At 70.0% G+C, this 25,021-nt stretch carries 23 protein-coding genes and 3 pseudogenes; 10 read left to right on the top strand and 16 right to left on the bottom strand.

Annotated features, from left to right (window positions below):
- Nucleotides 1-13: 13 nt before the first annotated feature.
- From M2437_RS24365 to M2437_RS24305, 13 genes and pseudogenes are all read right to left on the bottom strand, one after another.
- Entirely contained in the window at nt 14-1,003 is a 990-nt protein-coding gene (locus M2437_RS24365; RefSeq protein WP_253388916.1) for an ABC transporter substrate-binding protein, read from the bottom strand.
- Nucleotides 1,004-1,118: 115 nt separating this feature from the next.
- Nucleotides 1,119-2,084 (bottom strand): ABC transporter permease, encoded by a 966-nt coding sequence (locus M2437_RS24360; protein WP_253388915.1) that lies wholly within the window; start codon nt 2,082-2,084, stop codon nt 1,119-1,121.
- Nucleotides 2,081-2,989 carry an ABC transporter permease gene (locus tag M2437_RS24355; protein WP_253388914.1) on the bottom strand — a complete coding sequence of 303 codons (909 nt, stop codon included), beginning with the start codon at nt 2,987-2,989 and terminating at the stop codon, nt 2,081-2,083. The genes M2437_RS24360 and M2437_RS24355 overlap by 4 nt, the downstream gene beginning before the upstream one ends.
- Complete coding sequence (locus M2437_RS24350; protein WP_253388913.1) at nt 2,979-3,833, bottom strand: ABC transporter ATP-binding protein; 855 nt, start codon at nt 3,831-3,833, stop codon at nt 2,979-2,981. The genes M2437_RS24355 and M2437_RS24350 overlap by 11 nt, the downstream gene beginning before the upstream one ends.
- A 209-nt stretch (nt 3,834-4,042) precedes the next feature.
- The gene (rutF, locus tag M2437_RS24345; protein ID WP_253388912.1) at nt 4,043-4,639 is read right to left on the bottom strand and encodes an NADH-dependent FMN reductase RutF; all 597 of its coding nucleotides are present in this window, start codon (nt 4,637-4,639) and stop codon (nt 4,043-4,045) included.
- Between the two features lie 30 nt (nt 4,640-4,669).
- The gene (rutD, locus tag M2437_RS24340; protein WP_253388911.1) at nt 4,670-5,452 is read right to left on the bottom strand and encodes a pyrimidine utilization protein D; all 783 of its coding nucleotides are present in this window, start codon (nt 5,450-5,452) and stop codon (nt 4,670-4,672) included.
- A 4-nt stretch (nt 5,453-5,456) separates the two neighbouring features.
- Complete coding sequence (gene rutC, locus M2437_RS24335; RefSeq protein WP_253388910.1) at nt 5,457-5,849, bottom strand: pyrimidine utilization protein C; 393 nt, start codon at nt 5,847-5,849, stop codon at nt 5,457-5,459.
- A gap of 13 nt (nt 5,850-5,862) precedes the next feature.
- Nucleotides 5,863-6,610 (bottom strand): annotated as a pseudogene (rutB, locus tag M2437_RS24330) (pyrimidine utilization protein B).
- Nucleotides 6,610-7,704, bottom strand: a complete 1,095-nt coding sequence (rutA, locus tag M2437_RS24325; protein WP_015822305.1) for a pyrimidine utilization protein A — start codon at nt 7,702-7,704, stop codon at nt 6,610-6,612. Before rutA ends, rutB begins: the two are co-directional and overlap by 1 nt.
- Nucleotides 7,705-7,942: 238 nt before the next feature.
- Complete coding sequence (gene rutR / locus M2437_RS24320; RefSeq protein ID WP_003606172.1) at nt 7,943-8,584, bottom strand: HTH-type transcriptional regulator RutR; 642 nt, start codon at nt 8,582-8,584, stop codon at nt 7,943-7,945.
- Nucleotides 8,585-8,718: 134 nt separating this feature from the next.
- The gene (locus tag M2437_RS24315) at nt 8,719-9,216 is read right to left on the bottom strand and encodes an ureidoglycolate lyase (protein ID WP_253388909.1); all 498 of its coding nucleotides are present in this window, start codon (nt 9,214-9,216) and stop codon (nt 8,719-8,721) included.
- Complete coding sequence (locus M2437_RS24310) at nt 9,213-10,052, bottom strand: bifunctional allantoicase/(S)-ureidoglycine aminohydrolase (protein WP_253388908.1); 840 nt, start codon at nt 10,050-10,052, stop codon at nt 9,213-9,215. The genes M2437_RS24315 and M2437_RS24310 overlap by 4 nt, the downstream gene beginning before the upstream one ends.
- A gap of 117 nt (nt 10,053-10,169) precedes the next feature.
- Complete coding sequence (locus tag M2437_RS24305) at nt 10,170-11,420, bottom strand: urate hydroxylase PuuD (protein WP_253388907.1); 1,251 nt, start codon at nt 11,418-11,420, stop codon at nt 10,170-10,172.
- A 134-nt stretch (nt 11,421-11,554) separates the two neighbouring features.
- On the opposite strand from M2437_RS24305, the pseudogene M2437_RS24300 reads away from it, so the two are divergent.
- Nucleotides 11,555-12,488: pseudogene (locus M2437_RS24300) on the top strand (LysR family transcriptional regulator).
- Nucleotides 12,489-12,520: 32 nt separating this feature from the next.
- On the opposite strand, the pseudogene puuE reads toward M2437_RS24300, so the two are convergent.
- Nucleotides 12,521-13,934, bottom strand: a pseudogene (gene puuE / locus M2437_RS24295) (allantoinase PuuE).
- A 236-nt stretch (nt 13,935-14,170) separates the two neighbouring features.
- On the opposite strand from puuE, the gene uraH reads away from it, so the two are divergent.
- The 5 genes from uraH to M2437_RS24270 all read left to right on the top strand — a co-directional run bounded on the left by uraH (nt 14,171) and on the right by M2437_RS24270 (nt 19,896).
- The gene (uraH, locus tag M2437_RS24290) at nt 14,171-14,569 is read left to right on the top strand and encodes a hydroxyisourate hydrolase (RefSeq protein WP_253388904.1); all 399 of its coding nucleotides are present in this window, start codon (nt 14,171-14,173) and stop codon (nt 14,567-14,569) included.
- Between the two features lie 795 nt (nt 14,570-15,364).
- Complete coding sequence (locus M2437_RS24285) at nt 15,365-16,357, top strand: DUF808 domain-containing protein (RefSeq protein WP_253388903.1); 993 nt, start codon at nt 15,365-15,367, stop codon at nt 16,355-16,357.
- Nucleotides 16,358-16,605: 248 nt separating this feature from the next.
- On the top strand, nt 16,606-17,589 hold the full coding sequence (locus M2437_RS24280; RefSeq protein WP_253388902.1) for a putative bifunctional diguanylate cyclase/phosphodiesterase: 984 nt from the start codon (nt 16,606-16,608) through the stop codon (nt 17,587-17,589).
- A gap of 146 nt (nt 17,590-17,735) precedes the next feature.
- A complete protein-coding gene (locus M2437_RS24275) occupies nt 17,736-18,989 on the top strand; it encodes a GGDEF domain-containing protein (protein WP_253388901.1) in 1,254 nt (417 codons plus the stop codon).
- A gap of 226 nt (nt 18,990-19,215) precedes the next feature.
- Entirely contained in the window at nt 19,216-19,896 is a 681-nt protein-coding gene (locus M2437_RS24270) for an OmpW/AlkL family protein (RefSeq protein WP_253388900.1), read from the top strand.
- Between the two features lie 171 nt (nt 19,897-20,067).
- On the opposite strand, the gene M2437_RS24265 is transcribed toward M2437_RS24270, so the two are convergent.
- On the bottom strand, nt 20,068-20,430 hold the full coding sequence (locus M2437_RS24265; RefSeq protein ID WP_056111406.1) for a hypothetical protein: 363 nt from the start codon (nt 20,428-20,430) through the stop codon (nt 20,068-20,070).
- 141 nt (nt 20,431-20,571) lie between these two features.
- On the opposite strand from M2437_RS24265, the gene M2437_RS24260 reads away from it, so the two are divergent.
- The 4 genes from M2437_RS24260 to ggt all read left to right on the top strand — a co-directional run bounded on the left by M2437_RS24260 (nt 20,572) and on the right by ggt (nt 23,982).
- On the top strand, nt 20,572-20,763 hold the full coding sequence (locus tag M2437_RS24260) for a hypothetical protein (protein WP_003603979.1): 192 nt from the start codon (nt 20,572-20,574) through the stop codon (nt 20,761-20,763).
- 414 nt (nt 20,764-21,177) lie between these two features.
- Complete coding sequence (locus M2437_RS24255) at nt 21,178-21,474, top strand: hypothetical protein (RefSeq protein ID WP_253388899.1); 297 nt, start codon at nt 21,178-21,180, stop codon at nt 21,472-21,474.
- A 248-nt stretch (nt 21,475-21,722) separates the two neighbouring features.
- The gene (locus tag M2437_RS24250; RefSeq protein ID WP_253388898.1) at nt 21,723-22,004 is read left to right on the top strand and encodes a hypothetical protein; all 282 of its coding nucleotides are present in this window, start codon (nt 21,723-21,725) and stop codon (nt 22,002-22,004) included.
- A 145-nt stretch (nt 22,005-22,149) separates the two neighbouring features.
- Complete coding sequence (gene ggt, locus M2437_RS24245; protein WP_253388897.1) at nt 22,150-23,982, top strand: gamma-glutamyltransferase; 1,833 nt, start codon at nt 22,150-22,152, stop codon at nt 23,980-23,982.
- On the opposite strand, the gene M2437_RS24240 is transcribed toward ggt, so the two are convergent.
- Nucleotides 23,979-24,905, bottom strand: a complete 927-nt coding sequence (locus M2437_RS24240; protein WP_253388896.1) for a phosphotransferase family protein — start codon at nt 24,903-24,905, stop codon at nt 23,979-23,981. The genes ggt and M2437_RS24240 overlap by 4 nt on opposite strands.
- Nucleotides 24,906-25,021: the final 116 nt, after the last annotated feature.

The raw sequence follows: 25,021 nt of genomic DNA, 5'->3' as shown, positions 1-25,021 counted from the left end.
CCCTGCGCTGCGCCTACTGCCCCAGGGTCGCGGTCACCGCATGCGTCCAGGCCCCCTCGGGCTTGCGGGTGATGACGGGCTGGTCGGTGCCGCCGGCGAGCAGGATCGCGACGGTGCGCTCGTAATCGGCGGGGTCGAGCCGGCCGCCGGAGGTGTCGAGCAGCTTGGCGATCTCGCGCATCATCCGCTTCTGGTGCGTCTCGGTCTGGGCGCCGCTGGCGTCGTTCTCCAGCACGATCTCGGCGGCCTCGTCCGGATGCGCGGCGGCATAGGCCCAGCCCTTCTCGGAGGCCGCCATGAACTTCGCCAGCCGGGCGACGAAGGCCTTGTCCTTCAGCTTCGATTCGAGGGCGTAGAGCCCGTCCTCGAGCGCGGCGACGCCCTGGTCCTCGTAGCGGAAGACGACGAGCTGCTCCGGCTTGAAGCCGGCATCGATCACCTGCCAATACTCGTTGTAGCTCATGGTCGAGACGCAGTCGGCTTGGCGTTGGATCAGCGGATCGACGTTGAAGCCCTGCTTCAGCACCGTCACGCCGCCGGGCGAGCCGTCGGTCTTGAGGCCGAGCTTGGCCATCCAGGCCAGGAACGGGTACTCGTTGCCCGCGTACCAGACGCCGAGCGTCCGTCCCTTCAGGTCGGCGGGCGACTTGATGCCGGTGTCGGCGCGGCAGGTCAGCATCAGGCCCGATTTCTTGAACGGCTGCGCGATGTTGACGAGCGGCACGCCCTTCTCGCGCGAGGCGAGCGCCGAGGGCATCCAATCGACGACGACGTCGGCGCCGCCGCCCGCGATGACCTGGGGCGGGGCCACGTCGGGCCCGCCCGGCTTGATCGTCACGTCGAGGCCGGCCTCCTTGTAGAAGCCCTTGGCCTGCGCGACGTAGTAGCCGGCAAACTGCGCCTGGGGCACCCATTTGAGCTGGAGCGTCACCTTCTCCGCCGCCCGCGCGCCGCCCGCAGCGAGCCCGAGCAGCGCCGCCCCGGCGCAGAGGAGCGCTCTCATCGTTTTCCCCGCCGTTTTCCCCGCCATCTTAGCCTCCTTCAACCTGTCCCCTTCGGGACTTTCCCCTGCGGCCTTCGGCCGTGGTTTTTCGAACGGATGCGGGCGGACCCCGCCGTCAGCCGGCGCGCACCGATGGGTGCCAGCCGGTCGCGGCGCGCTCGGCCAGGGCGATGAGGCCGTAGAAGGCCGAGCCCGCCAGGGCCGCCAGCACGATCTCGGCCCAGACCATGTCGAGGGAGAGCCGCGCCGCCTCGATCGAGATACGAAAGCCCATGCCGACGATCGGCGTGCCGAAGAATTCGGCCACGATCGCCCCGATCAGCGCCAGCGTCGCGTTGACCTTCAGGGCAGTGAACAGGAAGGGCAGGGCCATGGGCAGGCGCAGGCTCAGGAGCGTGCGCGAATAGCCTGCCGCGTAGGTGCGCATCAGGTCGCGCTCGATCGAACCCGTGGCGGCAAGGCCGGCCCCGGCCTGCACCAGCATCGGGAAGAAGGCCATCACGGCGACCACCGCGGCCTTCGACGGCCAGTCGAAGCCGAACCACATCACCATGATCGGGGCGATGCCGACGATGGGGAGCGCCGAGGCGACGTTCGCCACCGGCAGGAGACCACGCCCGAGCACGGGCAGCCGGTCGGCCAGGATCGCGACGCCGAGGCCCGACAGGCAGCCGATGACGTAGCCCGGCAGGGCCGATTTCAGGCAGGTCTGGACAAAATCCGCTCCGAGAACGGGCAGCGCGGTGACGAAGCGCGCGGCGATCGCCGAGGGCGGCGGCATCAGCACGGCGGGCACCCCCGCACCCACCACGACGACCTCCCACAGCACCAGCACGAGGACCCCGAACAGCAGCGGCACGGCGAGCCGCACGAGGCGGCGGCCCGCCGCATGGCCTGTCTCCAGGGCGGCAAGGTCGCGCGCGGCCAGCGTGGCGGCGATCCAGACCAGGAAGGCGGCGAGCCAGAAGCCCGGCCCCGCCGCGCCGGCCAGACCGGGCCGGTGGGCGGCGATGGCGAGTGCCGCCCCGCCGATCAGCGCGGCGGGCGTGAGCAGGCCGATCCGTGCGGCGCGATGCGTCATCGGGCACTTCCTGCTGCGGGCCGGGCACCGAGGGCGCGGGCGCTCGCACGTTCCGCGAGGCCGATCCCCTGGACGAGGAGCGCCGAGAGCGCCGCCGCCGCGAACAGGGCCGCCCAGATCTGGATCGTCTGGCCGTAATAGGAGCCGGCGAGCAGCCGCGCCCCGAGCCCGGCCTGCGCCCCGGTCGGCAGTTCGGCGACGATGGTGCCGACGAGGCTCGCCGCCACCGCGATCTTCAGGCTCGCGAACAGGTAGGGCAGGGCGGACGGCCAGCGCAGCCGCGCCAGGATCTGCCCACGCGAGGCCGAGTAGGTCCGCATCAGGTCGCGCTGGATCCGGTCGGGGGCGTTCAGCCCCTTCACCATGCCGACCGTGACGGGGAAGAAGCAGAGATAGGCCGCAATCACCGCCTTCGGCAGCAGGCCGGTCAGGCCGGCCGCGCCCAGCGCCACGATGATGATGGGCGCCACGGCCAGGATCGGCACGGTCTGCGAGGCGACGATCCAGGGCATCAGGCTCGCCTCGACGCTGCGCAGATGCACGATCGCGATCGCGAGCGCGATGCCGAGCAGCGAGCCGAGGGCGAAGCCGGTGAGCGTCGCCGAGAGGGTGACCCAGGCGTGGTAGACGAGGCTGCGCTTCGAACTCAGCGGCACGCCGAGGACGCTGCGCGACAGTTCTGAGACCACCTGATGCGGTGCCGGCACGACGGGCCGCTCCTGCGCCATCGTCGCCGCGGCGATGCCCGCAGTGTCGGGCGCCGCGCCGGCCCGCACGAGCGCGTCCGCGGCGCCGTTCCAGTTGCCGAGCAGGGCGGCGAGGTACCAGCCAACGAGCAGCGCCAGGACGACGCCGGCCACGGGCAGCGCCCGGCCGCGGGGAAAGGACGCTGCCTCACGCGTCATAGGCGTGACCGGCGCGCAGGCCCTCGCGCACCCGCTGGCCGAGGCGCAGGAACTCGGGCATCTCGCGGATCTCCAGCGGACGCTCCCGCCCGAGCGCGGTGCAATCGACGATGTCGATGATGCGCCCCGGGCGCGGCGACATCACCACGACGCGGGTCGAGAGGTAGACCGCCTCGGGGATCGAGTGGGTGACGAACAGGACCGTCTTGGCGGTCTTGCGCCACAGCGCGAGGAGCTGCGCGTTGAGGTGGTCGCGCACGATCTCGTCCAGCGCCCCGAAGGGCTCGTCCATCAGCAGCAGCTTCGGATCGAAGCAGAGGGCACGGGCGATCGAGGCCCGCTGCTGCATGCCGCCGGAGAGTTGCCAGGGGAACTTGTTGGCAAAGCCGGTGAGCTGGACGAGGTCGAGGAAGTGCGCCACGCGCTCCCGCCGCTCGGCGCGCGGTACGCCGAAGATCTCGAGGGGCAGCGCGACGTTGCGGGCGATGGTCCGCCAGGGATAGAGCGCGGGCGCCTGGAACACGAAGCCGTAGTCGCGCCGCAGCCGCGCCGCCTCGGCGCCGACGCCGTTGACGGTCAGTTCGCCGCCGGTCGGCTGTTCGAGGTCGGCGACGCAGCGCAGCAGCGTGGTCTTGCCGCAGCCGGACGGGCCGATGAAGGAGACGAACTCGCCCGGCGCTACCGCGAGATCGACATCGGCAAGCGCGTGAACCGGCCCGTCGGCGGTGGTGTAGGTCAGGGACAGCCCGCGCGCGGCGATGACGGGCGCTGCCGGCACCGCGCGCGGCGCCGGTTGCTCGAACTCGGGCGGCTGTTTGAGGGCGAGGGCGCCGGCACGCGACATGGCAGGCTTTCGTTCCGTGGGTTTCGGGGTCGGCTCTCGATCGGGCGTCCGGGAGCCGGGGGCAGGCCGAGGGGGCAGGGGAAGAGGGGAGGGGAAGGGAGGCCCGCCGCCGGACATCGTCGCAGCGCCGGATCGAGCATTTTCCGTGCCGTCCGCGCCGAGCGGCGCGAAGGCGCCTGGCGGCCGAGATGCGATGCGCCGATCCCGGCTCAGGCGCTCCTCAGAGCCAAAGCCGGCCCTTCGGCGGGCCGGGCTCCGACGGCGCGGGCGGCGCGCGCCGGCTCGGATCCGCTCCGCGGCGCGCGGGGAAGCGTGCGGTAGCGGCGCTCGCTGTAGAGCAGCGCGTCGGCCTGCCCCGAAGCGGCGACGGCCTCGACCGCGCAGTAGAGCACGTCGTGGCTGCCGACGGCGTGGCGCCCGACGATGCGGCAATCGAAGCTGACGAGGGCGTCGGCCAGCGCGGGCGCCCCGCTGCGCAGGCGCCGCCACGTGCCCGCGGCGAAGCGCTCGTCCACGGGCGTGCGCCCTCCGAACAGGCTCGCCACCGTTTCGTGGCCCTCGCCGAGGGTGTTCACGCACAGCGTCCCGTTCTGAGTGAGGGCGGCGTAGGCGGAGGAGGCGCGGTTGATGCAGACGAGCAGCGTCGGCGGCGCGTCGCTGACGCTGCACACGGCCGAGGCGGTGAAGCCGGCCCGCCCGCCCGGACCGTCGGTGGTGATCAGATGCACCGCGCTCGCGAGCCGGGACATCGCTTCTCGGTAGGCGGCCGCATCGACGGGGACGGCGGCGCTCTCAGACTCGGTCATGGCGGCGGCCTTTCGTGAGGTCGGGTCGCTTCAGGGACTTGCGAGGAAGTCGAGGAGCGTGCGGTTGAAGGCTTCGGGGCGGGTGACGCTGTGGGCGTGGCCACCCTCGGGCGCGAGATCGAGGCGGGCGTTGGGGAGCCCGGCCGCGAGGATTTCCGAGGCGGTGAAGGGCACGAGCACGTCGTCGCGCGCGGCCATGAGCAGGGTCTCGTGTGGGATGCGCCCGAGCGCGGCCGTCGCGTCGAAGGTTTCCAGGACGGCGATGCGGGCCAGCACCGTCCGCGTGCCCGGGAAGTGCGCCAGCGCCTGCGCCTCGTCGTCCGCGACCCGCGCGGCGTTCTCGGAGAGCCAGGGCGCCGGGTAGAGGAAGATCGCTTGGGCGCGGACGAACGCTTCGGGGCCGGCATGCCGGAGCAGCGCCTTGCGGGCGGCAAAGCAGCGGCGCGTCGCCGGGTCCATCACCGCCCAGCCGTTGATCACCACGATCCGCCCGACCCGCTCGGGATGGGTGAGAGCGAGTTGCAGGGCGATGAGGCCGCCCAGCGCGTGGCCGACGATGTCGGCCGTGCCGATGCCGAGATGGTCGAGCAGGGCGAGGACGTCGCGGGCCATGGCCGCGATGTCGTGGCCCGGTTCGAGCGGACCCGGCGAGCGCCCGGTGCCGCGGTGATCGTAGGTGACGACCCGGAAGCGCTCGGCCAGCACCGGCACTTGTGGCGCGAAGTAATGGGCCGAGCCGCCGAGCCCGGGCGAGAGCAGCACGGTGCGCCCGCCGGCCGGCCCGTGCAATTCGTGGTGGACGGGCGCGGCCATCGGCTCAGGCCGGCTTGCCGATATGGGCGACCGAGGCGATCTCGACGAGTGCGGTCGGCTTCACCAGCCCGCACTGGATGCAGTAGCGCGCCGGCTTCTCGCCGGGGAAGTACGTGGCATAGACGGCGTTGATGGCGCTGTAATCGGCCCAATCCTTGAGGAAGATGTGGTTGAAGGTGACGTCGTCCATCGAGCCGCCCGCGGCCTCGACGACGCCCTTGATCGTCTCCAGCACGTGCCGGGTCTGCGCGCCGGCATCACCCTCGTGGACGACGTTCGCCTCCGCATCGAGCGGCAGGGTCCCGGAGACGTAGAGCACGCCGTCGGCGAGGGTGCCGGGCACGTAGGGCGCGAGCGGCTTGCCGGTGCCGGGCGGGATCACGACGGTCTTGGGCATGGGGGTCTCCGCGTCAGGCGGGGATGCGGCGGGCTTCGTCGGAGCTGAGCGCGGCCTCGAAGGCGGCGACATCCGACACCCAGCCGAAGAAGGTCTCGATGTTGCGCAGCGCGCCCTCCTGCAGGGCGGGCGGGCCGGCCTGATGGGTGGCGTCGGCGAGCACGATCCCGAAATACTCGCGGTGGTAGCCGTCGCGCAGGGTCGATTCCACGCAGACATTCGTGGCGATGCCGGTGAAGACCAGCGTGCGGATGCCGCGCGCCCGCAGCATGCTGTCCAGCGGCGTGTTGTAGAAGCCGCTGTAGCGGGGCTTGGGCAGGACGATGTCGCCGGGCTCGGGCGTCAGCGCATCGACGAGGGCGTAGTCCCACGTGCCCTTGGCCAGGAGCCGCTGGTTCATCTCCGGCCGGCGGCGCATGGTCTTGAGCGCGTTCGACTTGTGCCAGTTCGGCGAGCCCGGCCCCCCGGCCTCGACGTAGTCCGGGTCCCAGCCGTTCTGGAACCAGACCACGGCGGATACCGGCCGCGCGGGCCGCCGCCACGGCCCGGGCAATCCGCTCGATCACCGGCCCGGTCGCCGAGACGTCGAAGCCGGCGAGATCGAGATAGCCGCCTTTAGTCGCGTAGGCGTTCTGCATGTCGACGACGATGAGCACGGTGGCATCAGCGTCGAAGGCGATCGGCTCGGGCCGCGCCGGCAGCGTGACCGCGCCGTGGCGCCCGGACGGATCGCGGTAGCCCGCGGGGGCATCGGCCTCCATCACGCCACCTCCGCCAGTGCTTCGCCGGTGACGTGCCGGCGCGAGCGCATCAGCGGCTGGATCTTCGTGCCGAAATCGTCGAGGCCCTTCAGGAAGTCGTCGAAGACCAGCAGCACGCCGCCGGTGCCCGGCACCGTCACCACCTCGTCGAGCAGGGCGGCGACGGTGGCGTGGGAGCCGACCAGGGTGCCCATGTTGATGTTCACCGCCGAGGTCGGATCGGCCATCTGGCGGATGTTGGTGTCGGCGCCGGACTTGGTGTCGGCCGCGCCCTGGAGGCCGAGCCAGGCGATCGCCTCCGCGTCGGCGCCGGCCTTGTAGTGCTCCCACTTGGCGCGGGCCGCCTCGTCGGTCTCATCGCTGATGACCATGAACAGGACGTAGGAGGACACGTCGCGGCCGGTCTTCGCCTTGGCCTCCTCCAACCGCTCCACGGTCGGGGCGAAGGCGGTCGGCGTGTTGACCCCCTTGCCGAAGCAGAAATTGTAGTCGGCATAGGTCGCGGTGAAGGCCATGCCGGCCGCGCTCTGCCCGGCGCAGATAATCTTCATTTCCGCCTGCGGGCGCGGGCTCAGGCGGCAATCCTCCATCTGGAAGAATTCGCCCTTGAGATCGCTGCGGCCGGTCTCCCACAGCTCGCGCAGAACCTGCGCGTATTCGGAAAGATACTCGTAGCGGCGGCCGAAATACTCGTCGCCGGGCCACAGGCCCATCTGCGCGTATTCCGGCCGCTGCCAGCCGGTGACGAGATTGAGGCCGAAGCGGCCGTTCGAGATCGAGTCGATGGTGGAGGCCATGCGCGCGACGATCGCCGGCGGCAGGCACAGGGTCGGGGCCGTGGCGTAGAGCTTGATCCGGCTCGTGACCGCGGCAAGCCCGGCCATCAGCGTGAAGGATTCGAGGTTGTGATCCCAGAACTCGGTCTTGCCGCCGAAGCCGCGCAGCTTGATCATCGAGAGCACGAAGTCGAGGCCGTGCTGTTCCGCCTTGAGCGTGATCTGCTTGTTGAGCTCGAAGCTCGGCATGTACTGCGGCGCATTCTCCGACAGGAGCCAGCCGTTGTTTCCGATCGGGATGAAGACGCCGATATTCATGGCGCGATCTTTGGCCTGGGTCATAACAAACCCTCGCTCGCTCGTCCGGCCGGCGCTTTGAAGGGCCGGCGACAGGTCTGGACGGTAGCGAATCAGACCATTTGGTCAAACTCTGAGAGCCGATATTTGACCGTTTGCACAAACTCTCCGCGCGATGCCCGCGCGGTGGGCCGCTTCTGCTTACGCTTGGTGCGATTCTCGCCGACCTCTTCCGGTCTCGAGACGGGAGAAACGCGAATCAGGTCAGTCCGAGGCTCGCCAGGATCAGTCTCTGGGTGCTCTCCACCGTCTGCTCGAAGAAGGCCTCGTCGCTGAGGTCGCGCCCGGTGATGGCCTCCACCTGCACCGCGAAGTCGGCATAGTGCTGGGTGACGGCCCAGATCGCGAAGACGAGGTGGCGGGGGTCGTGCGGGGCGATGCGCCCGTCGGCGATCCAGCCGCGCAGCACCGCGGCCTTGGCCTCGACCAAGTCCCGCAGGGGACCTTCGAGTTCGGCGCGCAGGAGCGGCGCGCCCTGCACGATTTCCAGGCAGAACAGCCGCGAGGCCCGCGGCGCGTCCCGCGACAGGGTGATCTTCGAGCGGATGTAGCGCTTGAGCGCCTCGGCCGGCTCGGATTCCGCGTCAAGCGCATGGAGCGGGTCGAGCCAGACATCGAGCACGCGCCGCAGCACGGCGACGTAGAGGTCTTCCTTGGTGCGGAAGTAGTAGAGCAGGTTCGTCTTCGAGAGCCCGGCGCGCAGGGCGATCTGGTCGAGGCTGGCGCCGTGCAGGCCGACGGTCGAGAAGATCTCCAGTCCGGCATCGAGCACGGCTTCCCGGCGCAGGGCACCGTCGCGTCGCTGTCGGCGCGCCGGGGCCCCGATCTCGCTTCCGACCACGCCCGAGCCTCCCGATCCGTCACCGCCCCCGCGCGGCTCTTCGGATCACCTAACCGATCCCGCGCGCGCGACCAATCGCCGGCACCGCGGGGCGTGCCGCGACCGGGCCGGTCCTCCCGCGCGGCTGAAGACCGTCACGCGTGCGCGATGATCCAGGGCTCGTCGAAGGGATGCTCCTCCAGGTTCACCCCGGGGCCGCCCCGGTCGATCACCCAGAAATCCTGGGGCCGTTCGAGCGGCGTGAGAACGCCGTGCCAGGTGCCGAGTGCGTAGCAGACGCCCTGGCTGGGGGCGGTGAGGAAGGCCCGCGGCCGGCCGGGCCTGCCGCCCTCGTCCGGGCAGACGACGACGAGGAACGGCGCGGCATTCAGAGGGATGAAGGCTTGGGCTCCGAGCGGGTGGCGCTCGACGAGGCTCAAGGACAGCGGCAGCGTGTAGGGCTCGGCCTCGACGAAGCCGATCACCACCTGCCCGTCCGCGCCGGCGACGGCCACCTGCGCAAGGTCGTGGAAGCGGCGGGCCCGGCCGGCGTTCATCGGCCGCGGGGCGACGGCCGCCTTGTCGATCACCGTGCCGAACGGCGCGAAGGCTGCCTGCGTCAGCGGCTCGACCGGGATCTGCCGTCCGCTCACCAGGCGGCTCCGAACGGCGCCAGCGAAGCGTGCCGGTTCACGTCCTTGTAGAGCAGGTATCGGAACGGGCCGGGGCCGCCCGCGTAGCAGGCCTGCGGGCAGAAGGCGCGCAGCCACATGAAGTCGCCGGCCTCGACCTCGACCCAGTCGCGGTTGAGCCGGTAGACCGCCTTGCCCTCCAGCACGAACAGGCCGTGCTCCATCACATGCGTTTCCTCGAACGGGATCGAGGCGCCGGGCCGCAGGGTGACGATGTTGACGTGCATGTCGTGGCGCACGTCCTCGGGCGAGACGAAGCGGGTGGTGGCCCAGGCGCCGTCGGTGCCCGGCATCGCCACGGGGGCAATCTCGGATTCGTGGGTGACGAAGGCCGGCGGGCACGCGAGGCCCTCGACGCGCTCATAGGCCTTGCGAATCCAGTGGAAGCGCGCCGGCTCGGACCCTTCGCCGTGCAGGCTCCAGGCCGCCCCCGGGGGCAGGTAGGCGTAGCTGCCGGGGCGGAGGGCATGCACCTCTCCGTCGAGGACGAGACGGAGGCCGCCGCCGACCACGAACAGCACGCCCTCGGCGCGCGGGTCGGGCTCCGGCTGCTCGCTGCCGCCGCCGGGCGCCACCTCCATCAGGTACTGCGCGAAGGTTTCGGAGAAACCCGACAGGGGCCGCGACAGCATCCAGGCCCGCGTGCCCTCCCAGAACGGCAGCACGCTCGTGACGATGTCGCGCATCACCCCCTTCGGGATGAGGGCGTAGGCCTCGGTGAACACGGCCCGGCCCGTCATCAGCGCCGTCTGGGGAGGCAGGCCGCCGCAGGGCGGATTGTAGGAGGAAGCGGTCATTTCCGAGGCATTCCGTTGTCGCGATGTCGGGCAGGGATCTCAGCGCGCATTCCGACGAAGTGGTCACCCACTCGTCGAAAGAAGGCGCGTCAAAACAAGGATCGAGAGGCGACGGCTCTAGCGTGCGGCGTCCGTCAGCCAGGCTGCGATCACGCCGCGCTCCTCGTCGGTCATCTCGGTCACGTTGTTGGGCGGCATGTTGTGCGTCAGCACGACCTGCCGCCGAATCGCCTCGGCCTGGCGGCCGATGGCCTCGGCGGTATCGAGCCGCACGCCCTTCGGCGCGACGCCGATCCCCTCCCAGATCGGCTCGACCGCGTGGCACATGGCGCAGCGCCCCGCGACGAGTTCGACGACGTGGTCTGGCGGCGCAGCGCCCCCGTGACCGGCCGAGGCCAGGGCGGTGGCCGGCGGGCCTTCGGCCTGCGGCGGCAGGCCCAGCACCGCACGGCCCCCGGCGCTTCCGGCGACGGCGAGGACGAAGGCGGCGGCCAGACCCATCGAGGCCGCGGCCCAGGCCCACCAGGGCGAGCGGGCGTGGTCGGCATGGCGCCTGTTGTAGAAGAAGCGGATCACCGCGCCCGAGGCGGTGACCAGCGCGACGATGAGCGGAATCGTCGCCTTCGATTCGAACAGCATCGGGTAGTGGTTGGCGATCATCATCAGGACGACCGGCAGGGTCAGGTAGTTGTTCTGCGCCGAGCGCTGCTTGGCCTGCTTGCCGAGGCTCGGGTCCGGCCGCTCCCCCTTCAGCAGCGCGGCGATGACCTTGCGCTGGTTCGGGATGATGATGAAGAAGACGTTGCCGGCCATCCAGGTCGCCATCAGGGCGCCGGTATGGATCAGGGCACCGCGGCCGCTGAACACCTGCGAGAAGCCGAAGGCGGCGAGCGTGACGGCCAGCAGGCCGATCGCTGCGAGGCCGGTCTCGCTCTCGCCGAGCTTCGAGCGGCAGATGCGGTCATAGACCAGCCAGCCGAGCGCCAGCGCCCCGATGCCGAGCGCCGCCGCGACCGGGGCCGACAGGTCCATCACCGCCGGATCGACGAGGTAGAGCCGCGACTGCGCGTAGTAGATCCAGGCCAGCAGCACGAAGCCCGATATCCACGTCGTATAGGCCTGCCACTTGTGCCAGGTGAGGTCCGGGGAGAGATGCTCCGGCGCGACGAAATACTTGCGCATCTCGTAGAAGCCGCCGCCATGCACCTGCCAGGCCGCAGCGCCTTCGCCGGCCGGGATGTCCGGCGTCCGCTTCAGCGACGCGTCGAGATGGATGAAGAAGAACGACGAGCCGATCCAGGCCATCGCCGCGACGACGTGGAGCCAGCGCAGCAGCAGGCTCCCCCATTCCCAGACGAAGCTCTCCACGGCCTCTCCCCTCGGTGTCCGGCTGCGATCCTACCGCTGCGGGCGGGCTTGTATGCCCATCAAATTCCTTGCCAGTTTTCGAAATTTTCACGAAATCGAGGCCGTGTCGGGAGGCCGCAGGGCTCGGAGGGCGGATGCTGTCCCTGGAGAGTGTTCGCATCTTCATGCGCGCGGCGGAGACCGGCAGCTTCTCGACGGCCGGCCGCTCGCTGCGCCTGTCGCCGTCGGTGATCAGCTACCGCATCCAGACGCTGGAGGAGCATCTCGGCTGCCTTCTGCTCACCCGCACGACGCGGCGGATGAACCTGACGGAAGCCGGCCGCGTCTTCTACGACCGCTGCCTCGACATCGCCGCCTCCGTGGAGCGGGCGGAGAAGAGCGTCGAGACCCAGGGCGCCGCGCCGCGCGGGACGCTGAAGGTCACCGCCCCGCTGACCTTGGGCCGACGCGTCGTGGCGCCGTTGATCCCCGCCTTCCGCGAGCGCCATCCGGAGGCGGACGTCCACCTTCGGCTGTCCGATCATCTGCTCGACCTCGTGCAGGAGGCGGTCGACGTGGCGGTCCGGCTCGCGCAGATGCGCGACTCGACCTTCACCCTGCGCAAGGTCGCCGATATCGAGCGAATCCTGTGCGCGTCACCGGGCTATCTCGCCGAGCATCCCGCCCCCGAGAGCCCGGCCGACCTCATCGATCATGCCTGCCTGCTGCTGCGGTTTCCGGGCTCCGAGCAGTTCCGCTGGAGCCTGCGCGACGGCGACGAGGTCGTGACGCTGCCGGTCGCTGGGCCCATCGACGCGGATGACGGCGACGTGCTGACCGAATGGGCGCTCCAGGGGCAGGGCATCGTCCTCAAGCCCGTCTTCGAGGTGGCGCCCTACCTCGCCGACGGCCGCCTCATGCCGGTCCTGCCGGGCACGCCGCCGACACCGGTGACCCTCGGCGGTCGTTTACCCATCGCGAAAAATGCTACCGGCCCGCGCCAAGACCTTCGTCGAGATGACGACCGAGGCCCTGCGCGCCCATGTCGGCGCCGGACTCGACCTGATCGGCCGGCGCTTAGCGCGGTAGGGTCCGGCGGCGGGAGGCCGCCCGGGCGCGGATCAACTCTCCGAAGGCAGCCGGTCCTTCAGGCGCAGCCACGCGATCCGCTCGATCTGGCGCAAAGCTTCCTGAAACTCCTGCTCGGGATCGTTGCGCAGCCGCGCCTCGAACGCCGCCAGGATCGCCTCGCGGCTGCTGCCCTTGATGGCCATGATGAAGGGCAGGTCGAAGCGCGCGCGGTAGGCCGCGTTCAGCCGCTCGAACCGCGCCAGCTCCTCGGCCGTGAGCGCGCCGAGGCCGGCGCTGCCCTGCTCGGCGGTGGAAGCTTGCGTCAACTGTCCCGCCTGGGCGAGCCGCCCGGCGAGTTCGGGATGGGCGCGGATGAGCGCGCGCTGCTGCTCGGCGGGCAGGCCGCGCAGGGCGCCGACGAGGGCGGCATGGAGCCCCTCCGCGCTGTCCTCGCGCGCGGTGAGGCCCGCCTGCCACGCCCGGAGCGCGATCTCCGGCGTGTCCTCGAAGATGTCGCCGAACCGGGTGAGGAACTGCGCCGCGCTCATGGTGCTCGGGCGTAAGGCTTCGGCCGGGTGCCGCGCCGTCCAGTGCCGGGCGATGTCGATGCGGCGCGCCAGCCAGACGCCGTCATGGGCGGCGACGTGATCGAGGAAGCGCGCGAGCGCGGCGATGCGGCCCGGCCGGCCGACCAGGCGGCAATGCAGCCCCACCGACATCATCTTCGGCGCGACGGCGCCCTCCGCGTAGAGCGCGTCGAAGCTGTCGCGCAGGTAGGTGAAGAAGTGCTCGCCGGTGTTGAAGCCCTGCGCCGTGGCGAAACGCATGTCGTTCGCGTCGAGGGTGTAGGGCACCACGAGGCCAGTGCCGGCCCGCCCGTACAGCCAGTAGGGCAGGTCGTCGGCGTAGGAATCGGCGAGATAGGCAAAGCCCCGTTCCAGGCCGAGTTCGAGCGTGTTGACGGAGGAGCGGCCGGTATACCAGCCGAGGGGGCGCTCGCCCGTTACCTGCTCGTGCAGGCGGATCGCCGCATCCATCTGCGCGGCCTCCTCCGCGCGCGGCATATCGCGATAATCGATCCATTTCAGGCCGTGGCTGGCGATCTCCCAATCCGCCTCCCGCATCGCGGCCACGACCTCCGGGTTGCGCGCGAGTGCGGTGGCGACGCCGAACACGGTCACCGGCACGCCCCGTCCGGTGAACAGCCGCCACAGCCGCCAGAAGCCGGCGCGGGCGCCATACTCGTAGAGCGACTCCATGTTCATGTGGCGCATGCCCGGCCAGGGCGCCGCGCCGACGATCTCGGACAGGAACGCCTCGGAGGCCGCATCCCCGTGCAGGATGCAGTTCTCGCCCCCCTCCTCGTAGTTGAGCACGATCTGCACAGCGATCCGGGGCGCCGCCGGGCCAGTCCGCCTGCGGAACGGTGCGGCCGTATCCGATCAGGTCGCGGGAAGTGTGCATCGATGGCCCCGGGTCTGCCGCGCGGGCGCGCGGATCGTTCCGACGCGCTTCAGAAGCTTGCGAAGATGCAACGAAAGCGCCGCGCGGAGTCCTGATCTGTCGGAGTTTTCGAAAGCTGCTCCCGAAAATCCGGGTTGGTGCGCGGGAGCCGATCTGCAAGGGTTGCGGTGCCGGCAAGGTGCGGCCCTCGGGCAGCCGCGGATCGCCCGGCGCGTCCGGAGGAGGAACCGCATTCCATGGCCGTCGCAAACCCCGCCGCCCCACCGGATGCCCGGCGGCTCACGACCCACGTGCTCGACACGTCCACCGGACGCCCGGCGGCGGGGCTGACCCTCCAGCTCCTGCGCATCGAGGGCGAATCCCGCACGCTCCTCACGACGGCCGCCACCAATGCCGACGGCCGCTGCGACGCGCCCCTCCTCTCGGGCGAGGCGATGGCGCCCGGCACCTACGAGATCGCCTTCGAGGTCGGCGCCTATTTCGCCCGCTCCGCCGCCGGCGGCGAACCGCCGTCCTTCCTCGACATCGTGCCCGTGCGCTTCCGGATCGCGCCGCAGGGGCCGAAAGGTCCCGCGCATCTTCACGTGCCGCTCCTGATCTCCCCCTACGGCTACAGCACCTATCGCGGAAGTTGAGGCCCGGACGGCTCCGCCGCTGACACCGATCGGCCCCCATGCGGCGGGAGGCGAGTTCAAAGTGAGTGCAGGCTCAGGGGGCAGGTGTCGTGCAGCAGGCCGATGCCGAGGCAGCCTGCAGAGTGAGAGCATTGAAGGGCGGCAGCCTCGTCACGGCAGACGACCTTCACGCCTTCAGCGATCCTCGATCAGGCACGGCAGAGTGCGCAACAAACTGCCCGACGCCTCTCCGATGGAACGAGTGCGCGCCGCCGTTCACAGTCCTCGCACAGGCTTCCGGCACCGCCCAAGCGAAGCGCGACCGATGAACGGCAGCGTATCCGGTCAGGTGGAAGTCGCGGCGTCTGCGCTCGATCCGGGGCTTATGCCGCCCAGGCTAAAATCAAGACGCCGCTGAGGAACATGGCATAGGTTGCGAGCAGCGCGGAAATCTCACGGTGCTTCGAAACGACGGCGCGGGAGACGGACAGCATGGCGGCGATCAATCACGAGGTGACCGGATCAGGCTGATAGCCAAACCTTGACGGATTTGGAGTGGCCGGCGCCCTGTTTTGCAGGAAAAGTCGAAGTGTTGCGCGCTGGCGACTCTTTTGCGGAGGCGTTCCTGCCCGCCACCGCCCGCCTGTCGCATTTTCCCTTCGTCGGTCCGCGAGGATCGTGCCCGGCCCGGCGGGGTTTCCGGTCGGTCCGATGGTGCCACACCCGCGCCCCACGCCCTGCCGCGCGGGCCGCCTCCTCGCTTAACCGCTACGCTACGCCATATGCTCGCCGAGTAGAGAACGGGATGAAGCGACTGTGAGCGTTGGACTGTTAGCCCTCTTGGATGACGTGGTTGCCCTGACGAAGGTCGCGGCGGCCTCGCTGGACGACGTGGCGGCCCAGGCCGCCAAGGCCGGGACCAAGGCGGCCGGCGTCGTGATCGACGATGCCGCGGTCACGCCGCGCTACGTGGTCGGCTTCTCGCCGGACCGCGAATTGCCGATCGTCTGGCGCATCGCCCGCGGCTCGCTCATCAACAAGCTGGTGTTCCTGCTGCCGGCCGCGCTGCTGCTCAGCGCCTTCGCGCCCTGGGCGATCACGCCGCTCCTGCTGCTCGGCGGCCTATACCTCGCCTATGAGGGTGCCGAGAAAATCTACGAGATGATCGTGCCGCACGCGGCCCACGATCGCACGGCTGAAGCGAAGGCGAGGGCGGCCGCACCGGATGCACAGGTTCTGGAAGACCAGCGGGTCTCCGGCGCGATCAAGACCGACTTCATCCTCTCGGCCGAGATCATGGCCATCACCCTGGCGGGCTTGGGCGATGGCACGGTCTGGTCGCGTGCTGTGGTGATGGCGCTCGTCGCGATCGGCATCACGCTCGCGGTCTACGGCGCCGTGGCCCTGATCGTGAAGGCCGACGATATCGGTCTGGCGCTCGCCCGGCGGGGCAGCGGCGTGCTGGCCGCGATCGGCCGCGGGCTGGTGCGCGGCATGCCCGTGTTCCTGAAGGTGCTGGCCCTCGTCGGCACGGCGGCCATGGTCTGGGTCGGCGGCGGCATCATCGTCCACAGCCTCGCGGGCTACGGCTTCGCCGGCCCCGAGCACGTGATTCACGAGGCGGCCGTGGCCGCAAGCGGGGCCGTGCCGGCACTCGGCGGCGTCATCGCGTGGCTGGTGACGGCGGCTGGCGCGGGCGTGATCGGACTGCTCGCAGGCTTCGCGCTGATCCCGATAGCCGGCAAAATCCTGGCGCCGGCCTGGGCAGCGGTCAAACAACTCTTCCCGACAAGGAGAAAAGAAGCCTGATGAAACTGAGAGGAGAATCCAGCGCCGTGCCTACATAACTTCGGAACAAACATCTCCAGCACCTTGCGGTACTTTAGGATTTGTTAAGGGTCACTCGGGAGGAAAATTCCATAAACATACGATAACTTTTCCTTAGGCTCTGCGTCTTATCTTTTGTTGGCTTGAACGTCCGATAGCCGATGATTCGAAACAAGCGTGAGAGCGGCTCGACCCCCGATGCGTACAGCATTCTTCATGAAGCTCTTTCCATGAGAAGCGAGCCCGCTGTTTCGTCGCAGCGCCTGCATCGTGCGGAAGACAGGCCGGGCATCGATCCGGTCCAGCTCTCGGGCGTGGCCGGTGTGACGGCGCCGCGTCTTGACCTGGAGCGCTCCGCGACAGGCAGCGGGGGCGCTCCGCGGGTCCCGGCTCGCATCAAGGATCTGAAGGCCAAGGATTTCCGGGCGGCCCTGGCCGGGGGGGAGTTTTCGCTCGCCTACCAGCCGATCGTGTCCGCGGCGACGGGGGCGATCACCGGTTGCGAGGCGTTGCTGCGCTGGCAGCACCCGTCCCTGGGGCCGGTATCACCGGCCGACTTCGTCCCCCTGGCCGAGGAGACGGGCGCGATCCGTCCGATCGGAGCCTGGGTTCTCGAGGCCGCCTGCCGGCAGGCGGCGGTCTGGCCGGACTTCTGCCGGGTCTCGGTGAACGTCTCCCCGGTTCAACTGCAGGATCCGGGCTTCGCGGACCGGGTCGTCGCCGCGTTGCGGGCCAGCGGACTGGCGGCGGGCCGGCTCGAACTGGAACTGACCGAAGGGGTCTTGATGGGGGACGTTGCCGTCGCGCTCGAGGGCGTCGCGGCCCTCCGTGCCCTCGGCGTCAGCATCGCCCTCGACGATTTCGGCACCGGCTTCTCGTCGCTCGGCTACCTGCAGCGCTTCGCCTTCGACAGGCTCAAGATCGATCGTACGTTCATCAGAGGCCTCGGTGAGGCGCGCGAGAGCTGGTTCCTGGTCCGGACGATGCACGACATCGCCCGTCATTTCGGGATGGCGGTGACCGCCGAGGGGATCGAGACCGAGGACGAAGCCCGGATGCTTCGCGAGATCGGCGCCACGGAGCTGCAGGGCTTCCTGTTCAGCCGGCCCGTGGCGGGCGCGGTCGCGACGGCGCTCCTGAGCGAGCAGGCGCACCGGCTGCGATCGGGCGAGGCCGGACCACCCGCGAAATCGTCGGATCACCCGGTCCCATGATGCGCCTTGCCGCCCAGCTCCCGCGGCCGGGACAACCGGGATCGGCTCCGGACCGCTGTTCCGATGGGCCCTTCGCCGAACGGGCAATCCGCTCCGAGGCAGGAGCGCTCCCACGCGCGGGTCATCCGTAAAGGGCCTGGACGGTCATGCTCGACTTAAACACCCTTCAGGTCGCCAGCATCAGCAGTCGCCTTGCTTTTGTTCTGGTGTTCTTCGTCACCCTGCTGCGGCATCCGCGCGAGATCTATTTCGGGGTCTGGGCCGGTGCGCTCTGCTGCTCGCTGATCGGGTCGTTGCTGATGCTCGGAGATCCGCCGAGCGTGCCGCTGAATGCCGTCAAAGGGAGCATCGTCTACATCCTGTACGGGGCGAGCCTCGCCGTGTCCTGGGCCGGCCTGCGCCTCTTCCATGAGCGTGCGCCCCTCCTCCCGCAGACCCTCGGGCTCGCACTCCTCAGCGGCCTGTCCTACGGCATCCTGCCCCAGATCGGGGCATCGGTGACTTGGAGCCTGAGCGTCGTGTTCGTGTGCATCGCGCTGAGCACAGCTTTGTGTATGTGGGAAATCCTGAGAACACCCGCTTCGATGCGCCTGTGGACACAGTACATCGTCCTCCTGGGCTTCGGCGGATACTTCATTGCCTTCCTGCTGACGATCGGCGTGATCCATTTCGCGAACGAGCGCCTCGCATCGCCCGAGAGCGGTATCTACTCGCTGCTGTTCGATCTGTGGTGCGGCGTCTTCATCCAGGTCGGCTATCTCGCCATGGTGAGCGAGCGCGCGCACCTGAAGCTCAGTCGCCTGGCCGACACCGACCCCCTCACCGGGCTGGCGAACCGGCGCGGATTGTTCGCGGCGTTGAGCCAGCGGGCCGGCCTGTCGCCTTCCCCGCCGCGATGCGCGATCCTGCTGGCCGACATCGACCACTTCAAGGCGATCAACGACACCTACGGCCATGACGGTGGCGACGCGGCCCTGGTCGGCTTCGCCGAGCGATTGCGCGGCGTGATGCGCAAGGACGACCTCGTCGCCCGCTGGGGCGGCGAGGAGTTCCTGGTCGTGCTCGACCAAGCCGATGCCACCGCGGCCGCCACCGTCGCCGAGCGCCTGCGAAAGTCCGCCGCCGGGCAGCCCTTCACCGTGAACGGAGCGGCCGTGACCGTGACCGCCAGCATCGGGGTCGCGGTCGTCGCCGCCGGCGAGGAGCGGATCGACGCCGCCCTGTCCCGGGCGGACGCGGCCCTCTACGCCGCCAAGAGAGCCGGCCGCAATCGCGTGTGTCTCGCCCCGTCACCGCCTCCGCCGGACACCCGAGCCGTCCGAGCGGAGCCGTCCTCCGGGCTTCGCGAGGCCATGGAGGCCATCCAGGTCGTCGGCCAGCCGCGATCCGAACCGGCCTGACCGTCCCGCACGGAACGACCGTCGAACCGCCGCGGCACCAGAAAAACGGTTCGTGCGCGGGCCTGCCGTGAGGCGCGCCGAAACGATTTTCCTCGAGATTCGAAAAACAGAACCCATGCTCGACCAGCCTGCCTCGTCCCTTCCGTCCTCCGGGCGGGACCGTCGTCGCGCCTGCGCGCCGCGCAGACGGAGACCCGTTCGGCGCGGGGCGTCGGGGGCGAAGCCGATGGCGGCGCGATCGAGCCGTCTCGCAGCCGTGTTCGGCGTTCTCGGGGTTGGCCTGATCGGGGTCTCCGCCGCCTCTCAGGCCGCCGAGCCGGCAATGAATACGGTTCCCGAAAGCGGGCTGACCGCGGGCAGCTTCCTGGTCCGCGGCCGCGTCGTCGGCTCCATCCCGGTCGGCCAGTTCTCCCGGGTCGAGCCGATCGGCGGCCGCGTCATCACCCCGGCACGGGCCCTGCCGGATCTCGACGTGACGTATTTCCTGTCCGATCATTTCGCGGTGGCCGGTCAGCTCGGCGTGGTCTCGACCAAGACCTCGATCCGCGGGTCGTTGATCGGCGACCTGACGATTGGCTCGACCTGGAGCTTCGCCATGACCGGCGCGGTCCAGTTCCACTTCCTCCCGCACGGCCCCTTCAACCCCTATATCGGCGCGGGCGCGGGCTACACCCACCCGATCGCCTACGAGCCGGCCAAGCCCCTCATCACCGAGATGAAGGCCGATCCGCAACTGGGGCCGATGCTTCAGGCCGGCTTCGATTATCACCTCAGCGGCAACTGGTACGCCAACATGGAGATCAAGAAGATCTTCCTGCCGCCGCAGGTCTCCCGGATCGGTTCCGGCACCACCACGGTGCGGCTCGACATGCTGATCATCGGCGCGGGCATCGGCTACCGCTTCTGATCGGCGGCCGGGTTCGGCGCGGCCCGATCGGAGCCTGTCCCGGACGCATCGTTCTTCGCGAAAGCGGGCGACGACGGCCGGGGTCATGCTCCAGGGCCGTGTCCGGCCACCGGTCCTTGTCGTGACGCGCCTTCTCTCGGCGAACCGGTGGCCCCTTCGTCGGAATGCGCTCTAGCGCCACCCCTGCAGCCAGGATGTGACGGGATCGACGACGTAGGCCGCGACGGAGGCGGCCCAGGCGCCCGCCCGAGCCGTCAGGGGGAGGCCGGCCCGTCGCGCGGCCTCGTCCTCGCGGGCGTGTTCGAGCATGGTGGCGGCCACCAACTGGTCCTCGTGTTCCCGGCACTCGTCGAGGACGTTGCGCTGCGCCCCGGCCCGGCTCTGGCCCGGCGGTTGCCGGATATAGGCCTCGCGGACGCAGTCATGCCAGGCCGCTTCGAGATCTCCGAGATCGCGCGTGCGCGCCGCCGCGGCGTCGGCGCCCAGGCTGCCGCCGATCACGAACAGGGCAAGGAGAAGCCGTGGCGCGTTCATGGCGGCGAGATGCCCCCGAAGCCATCAAGGCCGACTTAACGGGTCGCAGGCCGCAGACGCCGATGACGGGACGATCGAGGGAACGACTCCGCCTTACGGCGCTTCCCACCTCCCAACGACACACCGCCGACAGGAAGCCGAATGGCCAAGGACGTGACCACCTATACGCTCAAGCAGGCGCTCGCCGCCAAGGTCGAGGACCACATCGAGATCGCGGTGGAAGCCGAGGACGGAACGAAGTTCAAGATCCGCGCGAGCGCCGATCAACTCGATGCACTCACCGGCGATCTGGAGACGATCCTCGACGGCGACGACACCGAAGACGCCGCCTAACCCGCGCGTCCGGCTGGCGAAGGTCCGAGCCCGGCGCCAGCCGTCACAGTCCCCCACATCATCACGACCGGTGCCGGCGTCACGCCTCCGCATGTTCGGGGGCCAGGCGCCGGCATTCTGATGCCTGCCTCCTAGCCGCCGAGCGACGGCGGGACGGCACTTGGCCAAGCCTCCCTTTGAAGCCCGACATGCGTTGAACGCCGATCCAGCGGGACACGCAGCGCGCGAATCGTCCGGGCGCGCAGGACGGAGGGTCCGAGCCGGTGCGGCAGGGCACGCCGCCCATTAAATTCCGATCATTTTTAAGATTTTTGTCACGGCTCCCTCCGAGCGCACGGGACGAAAAATCGGTTTGTGAACGTTTTATGACATATTGGAACGCGCGATCATCGTGCGTGGAGGAGACACAAAGCGATGCGGATCGTCCCCATCCTCGCAGCTAGCCTCATGCTCGGCTCCCTCGGTGTAACGGCGGCCTCTGCCGCTCCCGCCCTACCCCAGCCGGACGTCATAGCCGGTAACCCGGCCCAGAGCGTGGATTGGCATCCCAGCACGAGTCACTGGGATCATCACTTCCACGCGCATCAGGAATCGCTGCGCTATCACCAGCCGACGGAAGCCGAGCACCGGATCCGCCGTATGCGGCGCACGGAGCCGCACCTGTACGACCGGGCCGGGTCCGCCCCCCGCTACCGGCTCGGCTATCGCTAGGGCGGATTCCGACGAAGCGGTCACCGCTCCTTCGAAAGAATACCCATCAGAACAGTGGATTAGCGCGCCGGCCTGATGCCATCAGGTCGGCGTCGGCGGCTATTGCTTCGGCGCGCTGTCCGATCGCCGAACCGGTGTCCGCCGCGTCGAGGCGCATTCTCGAGCCGAGGACAATCGTGATCGGCCGAGGCGAACTTTCCCGGCTCCGCCGGGTTGAGGGACACCCTTTGCCTCGGACAGGACATCTCATGCGGCTCACGACGATCGCGCTGGCTCTGATAGTCAGCCTCCCGGCGGCCGCCATGGCTGAGGCCGGCGCGGATGCACAGCCCTCGCCGCCGAGCCCGAAGGCTTCGGCCACGGGCTCACAGCCGGTCCCCGGCCCGAGCACGGCCGGCGCCCCGGTCGGCACCCCCAACAAGCCGGCCGTCGTCGGCGGCACGCCCGGCGCCGTGATCGGCGGCACGCCCACCAGCGGGCCGCCCGGCACCGGGGGCACTGCGGGCGGGCCGGCCTTGAGCGGGCGATAGAACTTCGCCGCGACAGGCGCTGGCCGGCGTCCCACGCAACGGTGCCCGAACAAGGCGCGCCTCGTCCCGCATGGGGCGCGCCGAAGGACAAATGGTCGTTCGCGGGGAGCGTGGCTGCGCCCCGCATTTGCGATAAGCTCGGGGCATGAGCCCGACTTCACCCGTTCGCTCCGCCCTCGCACTTCTCCTCGTCGCCTCCCTGGCGGTGCCGTTTCCGGCCCAGGCGCAAGCCCAAGCCCAGGCGCAGGCGCAGGCGGTGCCGCCCGCGCCCGAACCGCCGCCGATCCAGTCGGATGAGGCCCGCCTGCTGCCGGTTCTTGCCCGGCGCGGCATGGTGTCGTCGCAGGACGCGCTCGCCACCCGCGTCGGCGTCGAGATCCTGAGGAAGGGTGGCAACGCCGTCGATGCGGCGGTGGCGGTCGGCTTCGCGCTCGCCGTCACCCTGCCGCGGGCGGGCAATCTCGGCGGCGGCGGCTTCATGATGGTGCACCGCGCCGCGGCCAAGGAGGCGGACAAGGAAACGGGTCAGCAAGCAGCGAAGGACGCCGCTGGGGAAACCATCGCGATCGACTACCGCGAGACCGCTCCGGCCGCGTCCACCGCCGACATGTTCCTGAACCCGCAAGGGGAGCCCGACCGCGCCGCCTCCACCCGGACCGGCAAGGCGGTGGGGGTGCCCGGCACGGTGCGCGGCCTCGCCGAGGCCCACAGGCGCTACGGCTCGGGCAAGCTCACGCTGGCCGACCTCATCGCCCCGGCGGAAAAGCTCGCCCGCGACGGCATCCCGGTCGAATCGGGGCTGGCCGATTCCCTGCCGCGGGCGTCCGGCCTGCTCGGGCAATGGCCGTCGAGCCGGGCGGTGTTTTTTGAAGGCGACCACGTGCTCCCCCGCGGCGCGACGTTGCGCCAGACCGATCTGGCCGACACCCTGAAGGCGATCGCCGAGCGGGGACCGGACGCCTTCTACGTGGGGCCGATCGCTGACAAGATCGCCGCCTCCGTCCAGGGCGCGGGCGGGATTATGACTGCGGCCGACCTCGCCGCCTACCGGCCGGAGATCCGCACGCCGGTGCGCGGCACCTATCGCGGCTACGAGATCGTCTCGATGCCGCCGCCGAGTTCCGGCGGGGTGCATCTCATCGAGATCCTGAACATCCTGGAAGGCTACGACCTTGCCGGCATGGGCGCGGGCAGCGCGGGGGCGCTGCACACGCTCGCCGAGGCGATGAAGCCGGCCTATGCCGACCGCGCCACCTGGCTCGGCGACCCGTCGCGCACGCAGGTTCCGGTCGCGGGGCTGACCGCCAAGCCCTATGCCGCCACCCTGCGCGAGAAGATCGATCCGGAGCGGGCAAAGTCTGCCGCCGAGGTGCGCGCCGGCAACCCGCTGCCCTACGAGTCCGATCAGACCACGCATTTCTCGGTGGTGGACGCGGAGGGGAACGCCGTCTCTAACACCTACACGTTGAACTTCTCCTACGGGATCGGACTTGTCGCCGAAGGGACGGGCGTGCTGCTCAACAACGAGATGGACGACTTCTCCGCCAAGACCGGCGCGCGCAACGCCTACGGCCTCGTCGGCGGCGAGGCCAACGCCGTGGCGCCGGGCGCGCGCCCGCTCTCCTCGATGACACCCACCTTCGTGTTCCGGGACGGCAAGCTGTTTCTCGTCACCGGCAGTCCCGGCGGCAGCCGCATCATCACGACCACGCTTCAGGTCATCGTGAACGTGCTCGATTTCCGCATGAACCTCGCCCAGGCCGTCGCGGCGCCGCGCATCCACCACCAGTGGCAGCCCGACGTGCTGATGGCCGAGGAGGGCGTCTCCCCCGATACGCTGGCCCTGCTGCGGGCCAAGGGCCACAATGTGAAGGTCGGCGCGACCTCGGGCTCGGCCAATTCGGTGATGGCCGAGGATGGCTTGCTCGCCGGCGCCTCCGACCCGCGTCAGCGGGGGACGCTGGCCGAGGGGCCTTAGGGAGATTGCTCCGGCGGCCCTCGACCAGGGCTCTGCCCTGGACCCGCGAAAAGGCTCGCCTTTTCGAAATCCGGTTTTTTGCGCGCCAGCCTTTCGATCGCCGCCAGCAAATCGGCGTCGGTGTCGGAGGGGCGCCCGAACAGGCGTGAGACCGCGACCGGCAGGCGCCACGCGGCGATGGCCTCCCGTGGTAGGCCGCTCGCCGCGCGGTAGGCTCCAACGTACCACGCCGCGATCAGCCGGCGCGCCATCCGCACGGGACGAAGCCGGCTGAACCAGGCCGGGCCGAGCTTGCCATAGCGCAGCACCAGTTCGGAGCGGGCCACGTCCGCGGCCGGATCGCCCGCGGCGGCCTTCTGCCAATCGATCAGGCGGAGCCCGGCCGAGGTCGCGATCACGTTGCCGGGATGCACGTCGCCGTGACAGAGGCGGTCGCCCCTCGGCAGGCGGTCGAGGGCGGCGAGCGCCGCCTGCCGCAAGGGCTCTGGCACCCGCGCGCCCTCGATCTGGGCCCGCAGACCGTCATGCTGCGAGGGCAGGCCGGGGGCGGGACAGGCATGGATCGCGTGCTGAATCCGTGCCACGCGGCGCAGCGCCATCATCAGCCCGACCGGGTTGTAGGCATAGCGTACCGTCATCGGCGAACCATCGAGGCGCGCGAACAGAATCCCGGTGCGCTCGGCCCGTCGGATGATGCCGAGCGCCTTCGGCACCGGCAGGCCGAAACCATGGGCGAGGCGGCTCGCGGCCCACTCGTTCGCAACCGCCTCCGGCTCGAAGGGCTGCCGGTAGAGCTTCACCACCCGGTCCGGCCCTGCGGCGAACACTTCGGAGCTGCGGCCGGCCCCGATGCGATCCGGCACCGCGGCGGGAGGGGCCTGTCCAGGCAAGGACAGGGCACGGATCGACAGGGCACGGATCATGGCTGCGGCTCCGAGCACGCTCCGAGACAGGCTCGCTCGCATTCGAACAAGCCCATCCGTCCCCCTCGCTACCTTGATACAGCCAGGCTATTCGCCGGCAAATCTCATTTGCTAAT

Source organism: Methylorubrum pseudosasae (assembly GCF_029504475.1).
Classification (GTDB): domain Bacteria; phylum Pseudomonadota; class Alphaproteobacteria; order Rhizobiales; family Beijerinckiaceae; genus Methylobacterium; species Methylobacterium extorquens.
The sequence above is the reverse complement of the archived record's forward strand: the minus strand, read 5'-3'. Positions and strand labels throughout refer to the sequence as shown.

What these genes read in the sequence shown, in the direction of transcription:
- rutD (WP_253388911.1), bottom strand. Translation starts at nt 5,452, where the DNA reads ATGGCCGCGCCCGTCCACCACGAATTGCACGGGCCGGCCGGCGGGCGC.
- M2437_RS24270 (WP_253388900.1), top strand. Translation starts at nt 19,216, where the DNA reads ATGGCGGCGCGATCGAGCCGTCTCGCAGCCGTGTTCGGCGTTCTCGGG.
- ggt (WP_253388897.1), top strand. Translation starts at nt 22,150, where the DNA reads ATGAGCCCGACTTCACCCGTTCGCTCCGCCCTCGCACTTCTCCTCGTC.
- M2437_RS24275 (WP_253388901.1), top strand. Translation starts at nt 17,736, where the DNA reads ATGCTCGACTTAAACACCCTTCAGGTCGCCAGCATCAGCAGTCGCCTT.
- M2437_RS24240 (WP_253388896.1), bottom strand. Translation starts at nt 24,905, where the DNA reads ATGATCCGTGCCCTGTCGATCCGTGCCCTGTCCTTGCCTGGACAGGCC.
- M2437_RS24280 (WP_253388902.1), top strand. Translation starts at nt 16,606, where the DNA reads ATGAGAAGCGAGCCCGCTGTTTCGTCGCAGCGCCTGCATCGTGCGGAA.
- rutA (WP_015822305.1), bottom strand. Translation starts at nt 7,704, where the DNA reads ATGAATATCGGCGTCTTCATCCCGATCGGAAACAACGGCTGGCTCCTG.
- M2437_RS24265 (WP_056111406.1), bottom strand. Translation starts at nt 20,430, where the DNA reads ATGAACGCGCCACGGCTTCTCCTTGCCCTGTTCGTGATCGGCGGCAGC.
- M2437_RS24365 (WP_253388916.1), bottom strand. Translation starts at nt 1,003, where the DNA reads ATGAGAGCGCTCCTCTGCGCCGGGGCGGCGCTGCTCGGGCTCGCTGCG.
- uraH (WP_253388904.1), top strand. Translation starts at nt 14,171, where the DNA reads ATGGCCGTCGCAAACCCCGCCGCCCCACCGGATGCCCGGCGGCTCACG.
- rutF (WP_253388912.1), bottom strand. Translation starts at nt 4,639, where the DNA reads ATGACCGAGTCTGAGAGCGCCGCCGTCCCCGTCGATGCGGCCGCCTAC.
- M2437_RS24255 (WP_253388899.1), top strand. Translation starts at nt 21,178, where the DNA reads ATGCGGATCGTCCCCATCCTCGCAGCTAGCCTCATGCTCGGCTCCCTC.
- M2437_RS24310 (WP_253388908.1), bottom strand. Translation starts at nt 10,052, where the DNA reads ATGACCGCTTCCTCCTACAATCCGCCCTGCGGCGGCCTGCCTCCCCAG.
- M2437_RS24350 (WP_253388913.1), bottom strand. Translation starts at nt 3,833, where the DNA reads ATGTCGCGTGCCGGCGCCCTCGCCCTCAAACAGCCGCCCGAGTTCGAG.
- M2437_RS24360 (WP_253388915.1), bottom strand. Translation starts at nt 2,084, where the DNA reads ATGACGCATCGCGCCGCACGGATCGGCCTGCTCACGCCCGCCGCGCTG.
- rutC (WP_253388910.1), bottom strand. Translation starts at nt 5,849, where the DNA reads ATGCCCAAGACCGTCGTGATCCCGCCCGGCACCGGCAAGCCGCTCGCG.
- M2437_RS24355 (WP_253388914.1), bottom strand. Translation starts at nt 2,989, where the DNA reads ATGACGCGTGAGGCAGCGTCCTTTCCCCGCGGCCGGGCGCTGCCCGTG.
- M2437_RS24260 (WP_003603979.1), top strand. Translation starts at nt 20,572, where the DNA reads ATGGCCAAGGACGTGACCACCTATACGCTCAAGCAGGCGCTCGCCGCC.
- M2437_RS24250 (WP_253388898.1), top strand. Translation starts at nt 21,723, where the DNA reads ATGCGGCTCACGACGATCGCGCTGGCTCTGATAGTCAGCCTCCCGGCG.